The organism is Streptomyces sp. NPDC058239 (assembly GCF_042882185.1).
Classification (GTDB): domain Bacteria; phylum Actinomycetota; class Actinomycetes; order Streptomycetales; family Streptomycetaceae; genus Streptomyces.
Genome location: NZ_JBHVWS010000044.1, coordinates 54,117 through 71,491, shown reverse-complemented (window position 1 = coordinate 71,491; position 17,375 = coordinate 54,117). Strand labels below are relative to the sequence as shown.

General features: G+C 70.0%; 14 protein-coding genes and 1 pseudogene. 3 read left to right on the top strand and 12 right to left on the bottom strand.

What is annotated here, in order from left to right:
- Nucleotides 1–19 precede the first annotated feature (19 nt).
- The 8 genes from ACFVYE_RS34505 to ACFVYE_RS34470 all read right to left on the bottom strand — a co-directional run bounded on the left by ACFVYE_RS34505 (nt 20) and on the right by ACFVYE_RS34470 (nt 9,217).
- The gene (locus tag ACFVYE_RS34505) at nt 20–1,297 is read right to left on the bottom strand and encodes a thymidine phosphorylase (protein ID WP_389608118.1); all 1,278 of its coding nucleotides are present in this window, start codon (nt 1,295–1,297) and stop codon (nt 20–22) included.
- A 112-nt stretch (nt 1,298–1,409) separates the two neighbouring features.
- A complete protein-coding gene (locus tag ACFVYE_RS34500; protein ID WP_114246244.1) occupies nt 1,410–1,808 on the bottom strand; it encodes a cytidine deaminase in 399 nt (132 codons plus the stop codon).
- On the bottom strand, nt 1,805–3,094 hold the full coding sequence (locus ACFVYE_RS34495) for an ABC transporter permease (protein ID WP_383970252.1): 1,290 nt from the start codon (nt 3,092–3,094) through the stop codon (nt 1,805–1,807). Before ACFVYE_RS34495 ends, ACFVYE_RS34500 begins: the two co-directional genes overlap by 4 nt.
- Nucleotides 3,091–4,206: an ABC transporter permease gene (locus tag ACFVYE_RS34490; RefSeq protein WP_383970255.1), complete on the bottom strand. Its 1,116-nt coding sequence runs from the start codon at nt 4,204–4,206 to the stop codon at nt 3,091–3,093. The genes ACFVYE_RS34495 and ACFVYE_RS34490 overlap by 4 nt, the downstream gene beginning before the upstream one ends.
- A complete protein-coding gene (locus ACFVYE_RS34485) occupies nt 4,203–5,795 on the bottom strand; it encodes an ABC transporter ATP-binding protein (RefSeq protein ID WP_383970257.1) in 1,593 nt (530 codons plus the stop codon). The genes ACFVYE_RS34490 and ACFVYE_RS34485 overlap by 4 nt, the downstream gene beginning before the upstream one ends.
- Nucleotides 5,796–6,061: 266 nt before the next feature.
- Nucleotides 6,062–7,102, bottom strand: coding sequence for a BMP family protein (locus ACFVYE_RS34480; protein ID WP_383970260.1), 1,041 nt, complete (start codon nt 7,100–7,102; stop codon nt 6,062–6,064).
- A gap of 138 nt (nt 7,103–7,240) precedes the next feature.
- Entirely contained in the window at nt 7,241–8,467 is a 1,227-nt protein-coding gene (locus ACFVYE_RS34475; protein WP_383970285.1) for an amidohydrolase, read from the bottom strand.
- A 183-nt stretch (nt 8,468–8,650) separates the two neighbouring features.
- Complete coding sequence (locus tag ACFVYE_RS34470; protein ID WP_389608117.1) at nt 8,651–9,217, bottom strand: hypothetical protein; 567 nt, start codon at nt 9,215–9,217, stop codon at nt 8,651–8,653.
- A 61-nt stretch (nt 9,218–9,278) separates the two neighbouring features.
- Between ACFVYE_RS34470 and ACFVYE_RS34465 the strand changes: the two are divergent.
- Nucleotides 9,279–9,745, top strand: a pseudogene (locus ACFVYE_RS34465) (hypothetical protein).
- A 223-nt stretch (nt 9,746–9,968) separates the two neighbouring features.
- On the opposite strand, the gene ACFVYE_RS34460 reads toward ACFVYE_RS34465, so the two are convergent.
- From ACFVYE_RS34460 to ACFVYE_RS34445, 4 genes are all read right to left on the bottom strand, one after another.
- Nucleotides 9,969–11,024: a hypothetical protein gene (locus ACFVYE_RS34460; RefSeq protein ID WP_383970265.1), complete on the bottom strand. Its 1,056-nt coding sequence runs from the start codon at nt 11,022–11,024 to the stop codon at nt 9,969–9,971.
- 11 nt (nt 11,025–11,035) lie between these two features.
- Nucleotides 11,036–11,971, bottom strand: a complete 936-nt coding sequence (locus ACFVYE_RS34455; RefSeq protein ID WP_383970268.1) for an N-acetylneuraminate synthase family protein — start codon at nt 11,969–11,971, stop codon at nt 11,036–11,038.
- Nucleotides 11,972–12,034: 63 nt separating this feature from the next.
- Entirely contained in the window at nt 12,035–13,267 is a 1,233-nt protein-coding gene (locus tag ACFVYE_RS34450; protein WP_383970271.1) for a cytidylyltransferase domain-containing protein, read from the bottom strand.
- Nucleotides 13,268–13,302: 35 nt separating this feature from the next.
- Nucleotides 13,303–14,643 (bottom strand): DUF6716 putative glycosyltransferase, encoded by a 1,341-nt coding sequence (locus tag ACFVYE_RS34445; protein ID WP_383970273.1) that lies wholly within the window; start codon nt 14,641–14,643, stop codon nt 13,303–13,305.
- A gap of 209 nt (nt 14,644–14,852) precedes the next feature.
- On the opposite strand from ACFVYE_RS34445, the gene ACFVYE_RS34440 reads away from it, so the two are divergent.
- Both ACFVYE_RS34440 and ACFVYE_RS34435 read left to right on the top strand, forming a co-directional pair.
- Nucleotides 14,853–15,842: a glycosyltransferase family 2 protein gene (locus ACFVYE_RS34440; protein ID WP_383970276.1), complete on the top strand. Its 990-nt coding sequence runs from the start codon at nt 14,853–14,855 to the stop codon at nt 15,840–15,842.
- Nucleotides 15,839–17,215 carry a polysialyltransferase family glycosyltransferase gene (locus tag ACFVYE_RS34435; protein ID WP_389608116.1) on the top strand — a complete coding sequence of 459 codons (1,377 nt, stop codon included), beginning with the start codon at nt 15,839–15,841 and terminating at the stop codon, nt 17,213–17,215. Before ACFVYE_RS34440 ends, ACFVYE_RS34435 begins: the two co-directional genes overlap by 4 nt.
- Nucleotides 17,216–17,375: the final 160 nt, after the last annotated feature.

Sequence of the window (17,375 nt, the reverse complement as noted above, 5' to 3'; positions counted from 1 at the left end):
CGTACGAGAAAACCGCAGGTCAGGCGATACGTTCCCGCACCACGGGGGTGGCGGTGAACGACGTGCCCGTCGGGGCGATGTCGTAGGCGTCGGGCAGGGCCTTCAACGCGTAGTCGAACTTCTCGGGGGTGTCGGTGTGCAGTGTCAGCAGGGGCTGTCCGGCCGTGACCGTGTCGCCCGGCTTGGCGTGCAGTTCGACGCCCGCGCCGGCCTGGACCGGGTCCTCCTTGCGGGCCCGGCCCGCGCCGAGGCGCCAGGCGGCGACGCCGATGTCGTAGGCGTCCAGGCGGGTCAGTACGCCGGTGGACGGGGCCGTCACGACGTGCTGCTCGCGGGCGACCGGAAGCGTGGCGTCCGGGTCTCCGCCCTGGGCCGAGATCATCCGGCGCCAGACGTCCATCGCGGAGCCGTCGGCAAGGGCCTTCTCGGGGTCGGCGTCCTTGAGACCGGCCGCGTCGAGCATTTCGCGGGCCAGTGCGAGGGTGAGGTCGACGACGTCCTTCGGGCCGCCGCCGGCCAGTACCTCGACCGATTCGCGCACCTCCAGGGCGTTGCCCGCGGTCAGGCCGAGCGGGGTGGCCATGTCGGTGAGCAGCGCGACCGTCCGAACTCCGCTGTCGGTACCCAGCGCGACCATGGTGGAGGCCAGCTCACGGGCGTCCTCGATGGTCTTCATGAAGGCGCCGGAGCCGACCTTGACGTCCAGGACGAGTGCGCCGGTGCCCTCGGCGATCTTCTTGGACATGATCGAGCTGGCGATCAGCGGGATGGCCTCGACGGTGCCGGTGACATCGCGGAGCGCATACAGCTTCTTGTCGGCGGGGGCGAGCCCGTCACCGGCGGCGCAGATCACGGCGCCGGTGGTGTCCAGGACGTTCAGCATCTCGGCGTTCGAGAGGTGGGCGCGCCAGCCGGGAATGGACTCCAGCTTGTCGAGCGTGCCGCCGGTGTGGCCGAGTCCGCGGCCGCTGAGCTGCGGCACAGCGGCGCCGCAGGCGGCGACCAGCGGGGCGAGCGGCAGGGTGATCTTGTCGCCGACGCCGCCGGTGGAGTGCTTGTCGGTGGTGGGGCGGGAGAGCGAGTCGAAGTTCATCCGCTCACCGGAGGCGATCATGGCAGCGGTCCAGCGGGCGATCTCCGTACGGTTCATACCGTTCAGCAGGATCGCCATGGCCAGCGCGGACATCTGCTCGTCGGCGACCTCGCCGCGGGTGTAGGCATCAATGACCCAGTCGATCTGTTCGGGGGTCAGCTCGCCTCGGTCCCGCTTGGTGCGGATGACGGAGATGGCGTCCATGTCCTGGAATTCCTTCCGGCCGGTGCGTACGCAGGAGTCCCGAATGACTCTACGCGCATAGAGGGTGGAAGCGGGGGTGGCCCTCCCGACGTGCGGGAGGGCCACCGGAGTTCTACTTCAGATGGTCCGGTCCGAACGCCTGCGGCAGCATCTCGTCGAGCGTGCGCAAGCCGTCCGGCGTCTCCAGAATCAGCTCCGGCCCGCCGAACTCGTACAGCAGCTGCCTGCACCTGCCGCACGGCACCAGGATCTCGCCCGCCCCGTCCACACAGGTGAAGTGGGTCAGCCGCCCGCCACCGGTGGCATGGAGCTGGGAGACCAGGCCGCACTCGGCGCACAGCCCGATGCCGTACGAGGCGTTCTCGACGTTGCAGCCGGACACCGTACGGCCGTCGTCGACGCGGGCCGCGGCGCCGACCGGATAGTGCGAGTAGGGAACGTACGCACGTGTCATGACGGACCGTGCGGCGCTCCGCAGCGCCGCCCAGTCGACCTCCGCGGCGGCCGTCACTTGCCCTGGCCCTTCCGGTAGCGCATGCCGTCCGCCTTCGGCATCCGCAGTCGCTGGGCGGAGAGCGAGAGGACGAGCAGTGTCACGATGTACGGGGTGGCGCTCACGAACTCGGTGGGCACCGTGTCCGTGGCGAGGTACCAGACCAGCACCGCGGCGGCGATGACCGCGCTGACCACGCCCTGGACGAAGCTCTTGCGGTACAGCTTCCAGGCGGCGAGCACGGCCAGCACGACCACGAGCAGCAGGAGCAGCGCGTGGACTGACTCGCCGCCGTTGCGCAGCTGGAGCGCGTCGGCGAAGCCGAACAGGCCGGCGCCCATGGCGAGCCCGCCGGGCCGCCAGTTGCCGAAGATCATGGCGGCGAGACCGATGTATCCGCGGCCGCCGGTCTGACCCTCGTTGTAGATGTGCGAGGTGACGAGCGAGAGGAAGGCACCGCCGAGGCCGGCCATGCCGCCGGAGACGATCACCGCGATGTACTTGTAGCGGTAGACGTTCACGCCGAGCGACTCGGCGGCGACCGGGTTCTCGCCGCAGGAGCGCAGCCGCAGCCCGAACGAGGTCTTCCACAGCACGAAGAACGTGAGGACGAAGAGGACCACGGCCAGGACCGTCAGCAGCGACACATTGGTGACCAGGCCGCCGATGACGCCGGCCAGGTCGGAGACGAAGAACCAGTGGTGCTTCTCGATGGAGTGCAGCCAGTCGGAGAGGCCCGGGATCGTCACCGAGGTGATGTCGTCGGCCGGCGGGGACTGCTTCGGGCTGCCGCCCTTGGCCGCCGCCTCACCCGAGTTGAACCAGAGCTTGGCGAAGTAGGTGGTGAAGCCGAGCGCCAGGATGTTGATGGCGATACCGGAGATGATGTGGTCGACGCCGAAGGTGACGGTCGCTACGGCGTGCAGCAGCCCGCCGAGCATGCCACCGATGACGCCGGCCAGTACACCGACCCACGGGTTGGTCTGCCAGCCGGCCCAGGCGCCGAAGAAGGTGCCCAGGATCATCATGCCTTCGAGGCCGATGTTGACCACACCGGCCCGCTCGGCCCAGAGGCCACCGAGACCTGCGAGCCCGATCGGCACGGCCATCGCGAGCGCCGCGCTGATCTGTCCCGCCGATGTGACGTCCTCGGCGCCGGTGATGGCGCGTACGGCGGACAGCGCGAGCAGCACGCCCGCGATGATCAGCAGTACGACGGGGAAGGAGAGGCGGGTGCGGCCGCCCTTGCCACCGGAGACCTTGGGGGCCGCGGGGGGCGGGGTGGAAGTCGCCGTGGCGGTCACGCCGACACCTCCTGCTGGTCGGAGTTACGGGCGGCCTGTGCGGCGAGTTCCGCGCCGACCTTGCTCTGCTGTCGCTTGAGTCCGTAGCGGCGGACGACTTCGTAGGCGATGACGACGCACAGGACGATGACGCCCTGGATCACGCCGACGATCTCCTTGTCGTAGCCCTCGAATTCGAGCTTGCCGGTGCCGCGCTCGAGGAAGCCCCAGAGCAGTGCGCCGAGCGCGATGCCGATGGGGTGGTTGCGGCCGAGGAGGGCGATGGCGATACCGGTGAAGCCGATACCGACCGGGAAGTCGCCGCTGTACTCGAAGCTGTCGTTGAGAAGGGTCGGCATACCGACCAGACCGGCCACGGCACCGGAGATCAGCATCGAGGTGACGACCATCTTCTTCACGTCGACACCGCTGGCCTCGGCCGCGGAGCCGGACTGGCCGACGGTGCGCAGGTCGAAGCCGAACCGGGTGCGCGAGAGCGCGAACCAGTAGGCGACGCCCGCGACGACCGCGACCACGATGAAGCCCCAGACGGGCGTCGGGGTGGTCGGGAACTCGAAGAAGTGCGAGGACTCCGGGAGCGGCTTGGTGGAGATCTTCGTGCCGGCCTCGTCGAGGTGGCCGAGGCGGCCCTGCTGGAGCAGATAGCCGATGATGGCCGTCGCGATGGCGTTCAGCATGATCGTCGAGACGACCTCGCTGACACCCCGGGTGACCTTGAGAACGCCGGCAATACCGGCCCACATCGCGCCGACGATCATCGCGGTGAGGATGATCAGCGGGATCTGCAGGGCGCCGGGCAGGGTCAGCGCGCCGCCGACCGCGGCGGCGAAGAAGGCGGCGAGGCGGTACTGGCCGTCGACGCCGATGTTGAAGAGGTTCATCCGGAAGCCGACGGCCACCGCGAGACCTGCGAGGTAGTACGTCGTCGCCTTGTTCAGGATGTAGACCTGGCTGTCCGACTTCATCCCGTAGTCGAACATGATGCCGAAGGCGCTGAACGGCTCCTTGCCGGTGGCGGCCAGCACGAGTGCGGTCACCAGGAAGGCGACCACGATCGCGAGTACGGGGGCCGCGATCCCCAGGAGCAGCCGCTCCTTGTCGATCTTCTTCATCGGTCCTCTCCCCCGTTCCGGGGGTCGGTGTCGGTGCTTTCGGCACCGGAGTCGTCCGGCGCAGCTGTCTCGTCCGGCGCTTCGAGGTGGCCGGTGGCCGCGCCCGTCATCGCCGAGCCGAGCTCCTCCGGGGTGATGGTCGCCGGGTCGGCGTCCGCCACCAGCCGGCCGCGGTACATGACACGCAGGGTGTCGGAGAGCCCGATCAGCTCGTCCAGGTCGGCGGAGATCAGCAGCACCGCCAGTCCTTCGCGGCGTGCCTCGCGGATCTGGTCCCAGATCTGCGCCTGGGCTCCGACGTCCACGCCCCGGGTGGGGTGCGCGGCGATCAGGAGCTTCGGGTCGTGGCTCATCTCGCGGCCGACGATCAGCTTCTGCTGGTTGCCGCCGGAGAGCGAGGCCGCGGTGACCTCGATACCGGGGGTGCGGACGTCGTACTCGCGCACGATCCGCTCGGTGTCGGCGCGGGCACCCTTGAGGTCGAGGAACACGCCCTTGCTGTTTGGGCGTTCGGTGACATGACCGAGGATGCGGTTCTCCCAGAGCGGGGCTTCCAGCAGCAGTCCGTGCCGGTGGCGGTCCTCGGGGATGACGGCCATGCCGTCCTCGCGGCGCTTGCGGGTCGGCGTGCGGGAGATGTCGGCGCCGTCCAGGGTGAGTACGCCGGTGTCGAGGTGGCGCATGCCCATGATCGCGTCGACCAGTTCGGACTGGCCGTTGCCCTCGACGCCCGCGATGCCGAGGACCTCGCCCTTGTGGATGGTGAAGTCGATGCCGTCGAGCACCGAACGCACCACGCCGTCCGGGTCGGTTGCGGTCAGCCTCAGCCCCTCGACGGTCAGCATCGGGATGTCGGTGACGGTCGACTCGCGGGTCTCCGGCGACGGGAGTTCGCTGCCGACCATCAGCTCGGCGAGCTGCTTGGTCGTGGTGCGCTTCGGGTCGGCGGTGCCCACCGTCGTACCGCGCCGGATGACGGTGATCTCGTCGGCGACCGACAGGACCTCGCCCAGCTTGTGCGAGATGAAGATGACGGTCAGGCCCTCGGCCTTGAGCTCGCGCAGGTTGTCGAAGAGCGCGTCGACCTCCTGCGGTACGAGGACGGCGGTGGGCTCGTCGAGGATCAGGGTGCGGGCGCCGCGGTAGAGGACCTTGAGGATCTCCACGCGCTGCCGGTCTGCGACCCCGAGGTCCTCGACCATGGCGTCCGGGCGGACACCGAGACCGTAGGCGTCGGAGATCTCCTTGATCTTGGCGCGGGCCCGGTCGCCGATCCCGTGCAGCTTCTCGGAGCCGAGGACGACGTTCTCCAGGACCGTGAGGTAGTCGGCGAGCATGAAGTGCTGGTGCACCATGCCGATGCCTCGGTCGATGGCGTCGCCGGGGTTGTGGAACGAGACCTGCTCGCCGTCCACCGCGATGGTGCCCTCGTCCGGCTTCTGCATGCCGTACAGGATCTTCATCAGAGTGGACTTGCCGGCGCCGTTCTCGCCGACGAGAGCGTGGACGGTGCCGCGGCGCACGGTGATGTCGATGTCGTGGTTGGCCACGACTCCGGGGAACCGCTTGGTGATGCCGCGAAGCTCCACGGCATGAGGACTGCTGGACGCGTTGATGACGCACTCTCCTTGGCAGGAGCGGAGGGCGGAGGCGATGGGACGGAGGCGGTGGGGGCGAAAAAAGGTACCGCGCCCGGCGGACGCTACGCGCGTAGCGCCACCGAATCGTTGGCCACCTGATGACAGGTGGCAGACAGTGCGCGTACGGCTACGGCGATGCAACCGGAAGCCGTACGTGAATCGGGGCCCGCGCCAGCAGCCGAAGCAGCTCGCCGGGCCCCGATCGACGGGTCGGATCAGGTCGTGGTCTTGACCGTGATGGAGCCGTCGACGATCTTCTTCTTCGCGGCGTCGAGCTGGGTCTGGATGTCCTTGAGGTGGTCACCCGTGGTGGTCAGGCTGACGCCGCCCTTGGCCAGGGAGTACGCCTGCGTGCCCGTCACCGGCTTGCCGTCCTTGACGGACTTGACCAGGTCGAAGACGCCGGTGTCGACGTTCTTGACGACGGAGGTCATGATCGTGTCCTTGTACTTCGACAGCGCCGGGTCGAGCGCCTGGTCGGAGTCGACACCGATGGACCAGGCACCCTTCTTGCCCGCGACGGCCTCGATCGAACCGGCACCGGAGCCGCCCGCGGCGGCGAAGATGACGTCCGCACCCTTGTCGAGCATGCCCTTGGCAGCTTCCTTGCCCTTGTCGGGGCTGCCGAAGCCGGACAGGTCCGAACCGGTGGACAGGTACTGGATCTGCACCTTGGCCTTCGGCTTGGTGTCCAGGACACCCTGCTGGAAGCCCGCGGCGAACTTCTTGATCAGCGGAAGGTCCACGCCGCCTATGAAGCCGACCTGGCCGTCCTTCGACTTCAGCGCCGCCGCGACACCGGCGAGGTACGAGCCCTGCTCCTCGGTGAAGACGATGGAGGCGACGTTCTTCGCGTCGGAGACCGAGTCGACCAGACCGAAGTTGACCTTCGGGTACTTGGCGGCGACCTTGTCGACCGCGTCCTTGTACGCGAAGCCGATCGCGACGACCGGGTTGTAGCCGCCCTCGGCGAGCGACTCGAGGCGCTGCTCGCGGTCGGCAGGGGTCTCACCGGTCTTGGCGGTGAGCTCCTTCGTCTCGGCACCGAACTCGGACTTGGCCTTGTCCAGACCACGCGCGGCGGAGTCGTTGAACGAGTTGTCGCCACGGCCGCCCACGTCGTAGGCCATGCCGATCTTCATCTTGCCCTTGTCGGAGCCGGAGCTCTCGGTGGACGACTCGCCACACGCGGTGGCAGTGAGCGCGAGAGCTGCAGTGACAGCACACGCAGCGGTGATCTTGGATACCCGGCGCAAGGGAAGGCTCCTTCAAACCTGACCGAAGCGCCTCTTCCGGCGCTGGTTTCGCCGCGATCGTAACGCGCGTAGATGTCAGATAAAGCCCTGTACGGAAGCCGTTATCGGATCGTCGCGAACCAGGGGTGACCTGTCCGGTTACGGATGGTTGCCGTCGAGCAACGCGGAGGCGGTGAAGAGCTCCACCGCGACAGTGATCGCCTCCTCGTCCGCGTCGAAATCACCGCGATGCAGGTCGAGTCGGGCGGTGTCGCCGGGGGTACGGACCCCGAGCCGGGCCATGGCTCCGGGGACGTGCTCCAGGTACCAGGAGAAGTCCTCGCCGCCGAGGCTCTGTTCGGTGTCCTCGATCGCATACGATCCGCGACGGGCGGTCATCGCCCCGGCGAGCAGATCGATCACTGCGGCGTCGTTCACGACGGGCGGAACGCCCCGGACGTAGTTGATCACCGTCTTGGCCCGGTACATCCCGGCCACCTCGTCGATCGCCGCGTGCACCAGGTCCGGCGCCTCCCGCCAGGCCGCCAAGTCCAGGCAGCGGACGGTGCCGGACAGCTCGGCGTGCTGCGGGATCACGTTACAGGCGTGCCCGGCCTCCAGCCGGCCCCAGGTGACGGCGAGCCCGGCCCGTGCGTCGACCCGGCGGGCCAGCAGGGCGGGCACCTCGGTGGCGACCTTGGCGGCGGCGGTGACCAGGTCGGTGGTCAGATGCGGCCGGGCGGTGTGCCCGCCGGGGCCGTCGAGGCTGACCTCCAGGCGGTCGCAGGCCGAGGTGATCGCCCCGACCCGCAGCCCGATCCGCCCCACGTCCACCTTCGGGTCGCAGTGCACCCCGATGATCCGCCCGACGCCCTCCAGCGCCCCGGACGCGATCGTGTCGGGCGCACCGCCCGGCAGCACCTCCTCGGCCGGCTGGAAGATCAGCCGCACCGGCCGCGGCAGCAGCCCCTGCCGGTCGAGCCCGGCGAGCACGAGACCGGCGCCGAGGACCGAGGTGGTGTGGATGTCGTGCCCGCAGGCATGCGCCCGGTCGGGGACGGTGGAGCGGTACGGGACGCCCGCCTTGGTGTCCGGGATGGGCAGAGCGTCGATGTCCGCGCGCAGAGCGAGCATGGGCCGCGCGTCGCCTTCCCGCCTGCCCACGTCGCACAGGAGCCCGGTCCCGGTGTCGAGTACGCGTGGTTCCAGCCCCGCCTTCTCCAGCCGGGCCTTGATGGCCGCGGTGGTGCGGAACTCCTGATTGCCCAGCTCGGGGTGCATGTGCAAATCGCGGCGGAAGGCGATCAGTTCGGCACGCAGGGTCTCGGGCAGGGTGCCGGGCAGCGCCTCGTCCCCGGGCAGCTGGGCATCGGAATCACGGGACATCAACTGGTTCACCTGGTGAAGGGTAAGGCTCTTCCCTCGCCAACTGACCATGAAACAAGAAAAGTTCAGCCACATAGACGAATAAATGACTGCGTCGTGGCGTGTGAGGCGATGGTGAGGTGGGTAAACTCGCCCATTTCGCGCCCACCGCCACCCGCACGGCCTCCTCCCCGAGGGACTCCGTCAGTCGGGGAGCCCCCGGCGTACCGGAAACAGCGCCGACCCGATGCACAGGGCTCCGACCGGCAGCAGGTCCAGGCTCATGGCCATCAGTGCGGTCCCGGCCAGCACGGCCACGGGGGCCCACGCCCGAACCAGGTCCCGGCGGAAGACCGCGAGCAGGGTGACCAGGCCCAGCAGCCCGACCCAGAACAGCATCGGCACCACCGTGTAGACCAACGGCAGCACGCCCGGTACGTCCTGCACCCGCCCGGACATGTCGCTCATGGCCTGCTCGTCCGCGGCGACGAACCCGACCAGCAGGTCGACCACCGCCTGGACCGCCACCGCCGCCGCCGCCACGACCAGCCCCGCCCAGGCCGCCACCTCGACGGCGACCCGCCTGCCGGCGCGCACCGCGGCGGTCTGCCGGCCCAGGGCAGCAGGCGGGATACAGGAGACGCAGTACCAGGACACCATGTCGTCCAGCCACTCGCGACCCAAATCGTGCTGGGTGGTGACCTGCCCGTACCCGGACAGCACCGCCTCCGCCCCGTCGTAGATGGTCGGGGTCGGGGTCGGGCCCATCATCCCGGTCTCCTCATTGAAATCCGGTTCGCCCGGCCGGAAAACGCGTACGGCGCCGGTCGAGATCTCGTGCACCGGCCACCGCGGCCTGCCGTCGGAAGTGGCCGAACAGGTTCGCGCCGGCCTCGCCGCCCAGGTCCAGGCACTGGACACCACCGAACTCATTGCCGTCGGCTGCATCGCTGATGGGCCTGACGCCTGGTGGGCACAGATTGCCTTCGACGCAGGTGCCAAGCTCGAAGTCGTCATTCCGGCCACCGAATACCGCGCCGGACTGCCCCACTGGCACCACGCCGAATACGATCAACTACTCAGCTGGGCTACCGACGTTCACCGCACCGGGCTCACGAGTCGACCTCTGAAGCTCATCAGGCCGGGAGTGAAATCCTCGTCCGACTCTCCGACCACCTCCTGGCCGTATGGGACGGCAAACCCGCCCGCGGCTTTGGAGGAACGGCAGATGTCGTCAGCTACGCGCGCGAAGTAGGCGTGCCCGTCACCATTCTCTGGCCAGACGGAGCCTCACGGTAGGTTCCTCTATCAGCTCGTGCCGCAGTCAAGGGAAGATCACGTCAAGCTCGGTCGTGGCTTGACAGCCGGCAAAGCATGGGCAGGAAGAGACGGACACGACACTGTGTATACGTTCGCCGGATGCCGGTCAGCCCGGCCGCCGGGTCACACCGCTGACACACGAACGTGACACCCAGGGTGCGGGTGTCACGTTTTCGTACGGGGGTGGGGTTGCGGGCGGCCGCTACGCCTCCGTCACCGCCGTCGCCCTCCAAGGGGCCAGCCGCTGGACGTCGCGGGCCGTTTCCGTGACACCGCTCAGGAAGCCCTGGGCGCGCGGGGATGCCGTGTCGCGGAGCCATTCCGGGGCGATGTCGCAGACCGCGACCTTGACTTCCGTGCCGACGAGGGCGAGGGGCAGGGTGTGGACGACCGTGGAGGGGAAGCTCAGGACCGTACGGCCGATGGGGCCGCGGCGGGCGATGAGTTCCAGGGGGAGGTCGGGGCGGACGATCTCCAGGCCGGTGGCGGCCTCCAGGGCGTGGAGCTTGTCGGTGGACTCGCGGCGGTGGGCGAAGTAGCGGGTGGCCCCATGGGTGCGGGCCAGGGCCGCGACGGCCTCCAGGTACTGGGCCTGGTCGACCACGCCCGTCTCGACCAGCGAGGTGCCGACCAGGTCCGCGCCCTTGGTGAGCAGCGGCGGACCGAAGCGGGCGCGGGTCCAGGCGAAGGTGTTGCGGATGACGGTGACGCCGGGCGGAGCCTCGACCGGCATCGCCGTGAAGACCTCGACCGTACGGGTGGCGGACGGGGTGAATCGGCTGCGGGCGCGGGCCGTGACCGGGGCCAGGACCAGTTCGCGCGGGCCCGAGCTTCCCTTGCGGTGCCAGCGCACCAGGCGTTCGCCGCGGGCCAGTTGGGCGACGAACTCCATGGTGGCCGTGCCGTCGTCGACCACCGTGAGGCGGCGGGCGCGGACCATGGTGAGCAGGAGCTGGACGTAGCGGGAGAAGGGATCGCCGATGACGATCCGCTCGGCCCTGCGCAGCAGTCCGGCCAGTGAGCGCAGGGTCTTCAGGGGCGCGCCGGCGCCGCCGCGCGCCTCCTGCCAGCGGACGTTGACGCCCTCGTCGCGGGCCAGCTCCGCCATCCGGCGCAGCTGGCCGCGCGACATCGGGTCGACCGGGGGGAGGACGACGACCGTGATGTCCGTGAGGACATGGTCGTCGCCTCCCTCTGTGTAGGCCCACTCCAGGACGTTCAGGAGCTGGACCGGGCTCTCGACGAAGGCGAGGTTCACCGGTCGGCCCGTCAGACCGCGACCGGCTCGGCGGCCGAAGCCGTCTCGGCGCTCTCGGCGACGACGCCCGCGACCCGGCGGAGCTTCTTCATCGGGCCGAGCTCGGACTCGTACACCTTCTTGATGCCGTCGCCGAGCGAGGCCTCGATGGTGCGGATGTCGCGGACGAGGCGGGTGAGGCCCTGCGGCTCGACGGAGGCGGCCTGGTCGGAGCCCCACATCGCACGGTCGAGGGTGATGTGGCGCTCGACGAACGCGGCGCCGAGGGCGACGGCGGCGAGGGTCGTCTGGAGGCCGGTCTCGTGGCCGCTGTAGCCGATCGGGACGTTCGGGTACTCCTGCTGGAGGGTGTTGATGACCCGGAGGTTCAGCTCCTCGGCCTTGGCCGGGTACGTCGAAGTGGCGTGGCAGAGAAGGATGTTGTCGCTGCCGAGGACCTCGACCGCGTGACGGATCTGGCGCGGCGTCGACATGCCGGTGGAGAGGATGATCGTGCGGCCGGTGGCGCGCAGCGAGCGGAGCAGCTCGTCGTCGGTCAGGGACGCCGAGGCGACCTTGTGGGCGGGGACGTCGAACTTCTCCAGGAAGGCGACGGCCTCGGTGTCCCACGGGGAGGCGAACCAGTCGATGCCGCGCTTGGCGCAGTGCTCGGAGATGGCCTGGTACTCGGCCTCGCCGAACTCGACGCGGTGGCGGTAGTCGATGTACGTCATCCGGCCCCAGGGGGTGTCGCGCTCGATGTCCCACTGGTCGCGCGGGGTGCAGATCTCCGGGGTGCGCTTCTGGAACTTGACGGCGTCGCAGCCGGCTTCGGCCGCCACGTCGATCAGTGCGAGGGCGTTGTCGAGGTCGCCGTTGTGGTTGATGCCGATCTCGCCGGTGACGTAGACGGGCCGGCCCGGGCCTGCGATGCGGGTGCCGAGGGTGCGCAGACGGGAGGTGCTCATGAGGTGCGTTCCTTACTTGGGGGACTGAGGGGGGTTGCTTGGGGGGGGTGAGTTGCTCGGGGGTTACTCGGGGGACTGGGCGGGAGCTGTGGTCGTGAGGGTGGGGCCCAGCAGCCAGGCCGCGATCTCGCGGATGGCGCCGAAGCCGCCCGGGGTGGTCGTGACGGCGCGCGCCGCGGCACGTACCGAGTCATGGGCGCTCGCGACCGCGACGGGCCAGCCGGCCAGCGCGAAGCACGGCAGGTCGTTGACGTCGTTGCCGACGTAGAGGACACGCTCCGGAGCGATGGACTGTTCGTCGCACCACTGCTTGAGCGCCAGGTCCTTGCGGTCGATGCCGTGCAGGACCGGGATGCGGAGCTTGTGTGCGCGGGCCGCGACGACCGGGTTCTGTTCCGTGGAGAGGATCAGCAGCGGCAGTCCGGCCTTGCGCAGGGCCGCGATGCCCAGGCCGTCGCCGCGGTGGACGGCGACGATCTCGCGTCCGTCGGCGTCGATGAGGACCCGGTCGTCGGTCTGCGTGCCGTCGAAGTCGAGGACGACCGCGTCGATGTCGTCCCGGGTGGGCAGCGGTGAGGGGTCCAGGAGCGGCGCGAGGGCGCGGGCGCGTGCCAGGTCGTGCGGGTCGTCGATCTCCAGGACCCGGGCGGCGTCGGTGCGCACCAGGGCGGTGTGGCCGAAGAAGCGGTGGCGGTGGATTCGGAAGCCCGCGGCGTTCATGGCGTACGCGGTGCCGGTCTCCAGCAGGTCCTCCGGGCGGTCCTGGCGCATCTGCCGGACGGACTTGTCGTGGTTGACACCGTAGTTGTCCTCCTCCAGCGCACTGCCGTCGCGCCAGAGGAAGCCGTGGAACGGGGCCACTGTGACCGCCGTGTCGGCGCCGTCGCGTGCGACGGCCGCGGCGACGCCGTCGATGTCCTCCCGTACGACGAAGGGGCTGGTGCACTGGACCAGCAGGACCACGTCGGCCCTACGGTCGTGCATCGCCTCGTACGCGTCCAGGGCGTGCAGCACCGCGTCCTCGCTGCTCGACTTGTCCCCGGCGATGGCCTGGGGGCGCTGGACGATGTGGACCCGGTCCGGGGCGCCCAGCGTGTCGCCGGCGGCGCGGGCCGCGTCGGCGATGGCCGCGTCGTCGGTCGTCACGACGACGTCCGTGACCTCACGGGAGTCCAGGCAGGCGCGTACGGCACGGGCGACCAGCGGTACACCGCCGACCTGGGCGAGGTTCTTGGCCGGGACGCCCTTGGATCCGCCGCGGGCGGGGATCACGGCGAGCACGGTGGGCGGCGTCATCGCTGCTCCTGGTGTCGTGGTGGAAGTGGAGATGTTCACAGCTCGCCCATCCGCCGGATGACGGGGGCGACCCGCTGGACGCCCTGCCGGTACGCGCCCCGCGCCGCTTCGCGTACCGCGTCGCGGACCGCGCCCCGCACCCCGCCGGTCTCGCGCGGCCGGTCCGTGCCCGGCAGCGGGTGGCCGTCGGGGGCCAGGTGGTGGCGGGCGAGGATGCCGGAGAGGTAGCCGGGGGCGGTGGCGGGTGTGTAGTACGGGGCGAGGTCGGGCAGGCGGGCGGCGGCGAGCAGGGATTCGACGCGTGCGCGGGCGTTGTCGTAGGCCGTGGCGTACGTGCCGTCGGCGGCGACGCCCTGGCCGGCCAGCCATTCGCCGTCGGGCTCCGGGCGGTGGCCGCCGTCCAGGTGGTCCCAGGAGGTGAGCAGGCCGGAGCCGATGAAGTGGTGGTTGCCGAGGGCCTCGCGGACGCCGAGGTCGGTGAGGATCGCGGTCGGGATGCGCCGGTGCAGGGACTCCAGTGCGGCGGTCGAGGAGACCGTGACCAGCAGGTCGGTGCGGTCCAGGACCTCGCCCATGTGCCCGTACACCAGACGGAAGTTGGGCGGCAGTCCGCCGGGCAGCTTCTCCGCGAGCCGCTGGTACGGCAGTTCCTCGATGTGCGTGGTGTGCTCGCCGGGCTTGGAGCGCAGCTTCAGCAGCACCTCGCGGTTCGGGTGCAGCCTGGCGTGCTCGACGAGCCTGCGCAGCAGATACGTACGGTCGGCGCGGGAGGCCGGTACGGAGGGCTGGGCGGCGAAGACGACCGTGTCGCGGCCCTTCTGCGGGCGGTGCGGCTCGCCGCCGAGGAACGGCAGGGCGGCCTCCGTGACGGCCGAGGCATCGGTGCCCACTCCCTCGTACACCGCGCGGAAACGCTCCGCGTCGTGGCGGGAGTTGGCGAGGACGACGTCCGCGCCGTGCCGCAGCAGCAGTCCGTCGGCGAGCTTCTCGTAGACGACGCCGACATAGCCGGTGACGACGACGGGCCTGGCGGGCAGCCGCAGCGCGGCGAGGCCGTGCAGCATCGCCTGGACGGCTCCCCCGACGAGGGCGAGTACGACGACGTCGTATCCCTCGTCCCGCACCGTGTGCAGAAATTCGACGGCCGTCACCTCGCGCACCCGGTCGGCGGCGATACCGACGTCGCCGACCTCGGCGAGCTGGCGCGGGGTCGGGGTGGCCCGGCCGCGCAGCAGGAGTCCGCTGATCTCGACGTGCTGCGTCGACCCCGCGGTGGTGAGGCGGCGCGCGGTGAGCGCGCCCCACTTCCAACGGGTGTCGGAGTCTGCGAGTACGGCTACCCGGAGGGCGGTCGTCTTATCTGTACGTGGGGGCACGTCCCAAAACTTAGGAAGGCATTTCGATTCGCGGCCCAACGTGACGGCAACAGCTGGTTAACAGCCCGCCGACGCTTGGCGAATCGCCTTCACAAAGAGGACGCAATCGCCCACGATTCAGCCTGGTTCATCATTCCGACATTCGCCGTTCACCCGGTGTCCCTCCTGGGGCCAAGGCAAATGACGGGCTCCCCCCTAGCGTGAGACGGGTGGTTAAGCTCTCGGTCATCGTGCCGTTCTACAACGTGCAGACATACGCCCCCGACACCTTGAGAAGCCTGCGGGCCAATGCCCGCGAGGACTTCGAATTCATCCTCGTCGACGACTGTTCGACCGACGGGACCGCGGACATACTGCGCCGCGCCGAGGACGAGATTCCGGGGGTGGTCGTACGCAGACACAAGCAGAACGGCGGACTGGCCACCGCCCGCAACACCGGCCTGGACGCGGCGCGCGGCGAGTACATCGCCTTCCTGGACGGCGACGACTGGCTGGCACCCGGGTACTACGCCGATGTCCTGGCCCGGACGGTGGCGCTGGGCTGCGACTTCGTCCGTACCGACCATGTCCAGGTCGAAGGCACCAGCCGTACGGTGCACCGCGTCCCGCACGGCAGGCGCGGCGAGGTGCTGGACCCGCGGGACGCGATCCTGCCCGCCGGGCGGTCCACCTCGGTCGACTATCCGTACGCCTGGGCCGGGCTGTACCACCGGCGCCTCCTGGACCGTGGACTGCTGCATTTCACGGACGGTCTGCGCACCGCGGAGGACCGCCCCTGGATCTGGCGGCTGCATCGCGAGGCCGATTCTTTTGCAGTGCTGGGACTTCTCGGAATTTTTTACCGGCGCGGGGTCGCCTCTTCGCTCACCCAGATCGGTGACGTACGCCAGCTCGATTTCATTCGCTCGTTCGACCAGGTCATTCGGGAAACGGCCCAGGACCGCGACGCACAGGCACTGCTGCCGAAAGCGGTCCGTACCTATTGCGCGATCATTTCCCACCACATGAGCTCGATCGAAAGGTTCGAACCAGCAGTGGCCCGCACACTGAAGTCGATGAGTGGAGCCGCACTCAAGCGAATGCCGCAGCAGGTGCTCGACGACGCCCTGGACTCGATGGACGTACAGCGCGCCACGCTGCTGCGCCGGCTGCGGCGCCGCCCGGTCGCCGCGGGTGCCAAGGAGGTGGCGGCCGCATGAACAGCGCCCGGTCCCGCACCACGCAGATCTTCTTCGCCTCCACCCTCTACGGCACCGCCACGCTCGCCGCCGCACTCGACGCGGGCTGCTTCCCGGACGCGGACCGCCGCATCCTGCTCGTCTCGAACAACGCGGCCGTCCCGGAGACGACACCCGCCGTCGACGCGATGCCGGGGTTCGACGCGCTGCGCAGCCGGTTCGACGACGTGATGTCGTGGAACACGACCATCGCCCCCTTCCACCCCGGCGGCTGGGCGCCGCGTCCCGACGACGTACCCCTGTGGGAGCGGCATCTGCGCCTGGCCTGGGGACTCGGCGACGACGACATCGAGCTCGCGGTCGAGTCGATCCAGGTCAACCCCGCGATGGCCATAGCCCAGATCTTCACCGGCGCACCGGTCGATGTGTACGCGGACGGGCTGATGAGCTACGGCCCCACCCGTAACAAGATCGACCCGCTGGTCGGTACGCGGGTGCGCCGGCTGCTCCATCTCGACCTGGTACCGGGGCTGAAGCCGCTGCTGCTCACGGAGTTCGGGGTGACGCCGCAGATCGTGCCGACCGAGGTGTTCCTCAAGGTGCTCGGTGAGCTGGGGGACGCGCCCGAGGTCCAGGGCAGTGTGCCGTCCGTGGAAGCGCCCGCCCTGCTGCTCGGCCAGTACCTCTCCGCGCTCGGTCTGATCAGCGCGGCCGAGGAGGAGAATCTGCATCTGCGGATGATGCGGGGCGCCGTCGCGCTCGGCCACACCCGCATCGTCTTCAAGCCGCATCCCACGGCCCCGGCGCAGTGGTCGCGGGCGATGGCCGCGGAGGCCGAGAAGCTCGGCGCCGAACTGACGGTGCTGGACTCGGGGGTGCTCACCGCCCCGGTCCTCGCCGAGGTGCTCTACCAGCGGATGCGGCCCGCGCTGGTCGTCGGCTGCTTCTCGACGGCGCTGCTCACCGCGTCGGCGTTCTACGGGCTGCCGGTTGCCCGGGTCGGCACGGAGATGCTGCTGGACCGGCTCGCCCCGTACGAGAACAGCAACCGCGTCCCGGTCACGCTCGTCGACGTACTTGTGCCGGAGGTGACGGACCGGGCGGCCGTCGAGAGGGCGGGCGCGGTGGACCCGGCGGATGTGGCGGATCTGACCGGGCTGCTCACGGCGGTCGGGTTCGCGATGCAGCCGAGGATCTACCCCGGGCTGCGGCCGGCCGCCGAACGGTATCTCTCCGCACACCTGGACGCCAGGACGTGGCGGTACTTCAAGCGCAAGCGGCTCACTTCGCTGGCGCTGCCGGGGGCGGTACCCGCGCAGTTCGCGTTCCTGCCGCGCAACGCGGTGGTGCGGAGGGTGGCACGGTCGGTACGGCGGCGCGTGGTCCGGCAGTAGACGGGAGCCGGACCGGGGCCGTCCGGTGGCCGACGAAGAAGCGGGGGGGGGGGCCCGGTCCCCCCCCCCCCCCCCCCCCCCCCCCCCCGCCCGCCCGCGCCCCCCCCCCCCCCGCTCACCCCCACGTCCGCCCCCGTGGGGGCGGGGTCCGGCCCCACCC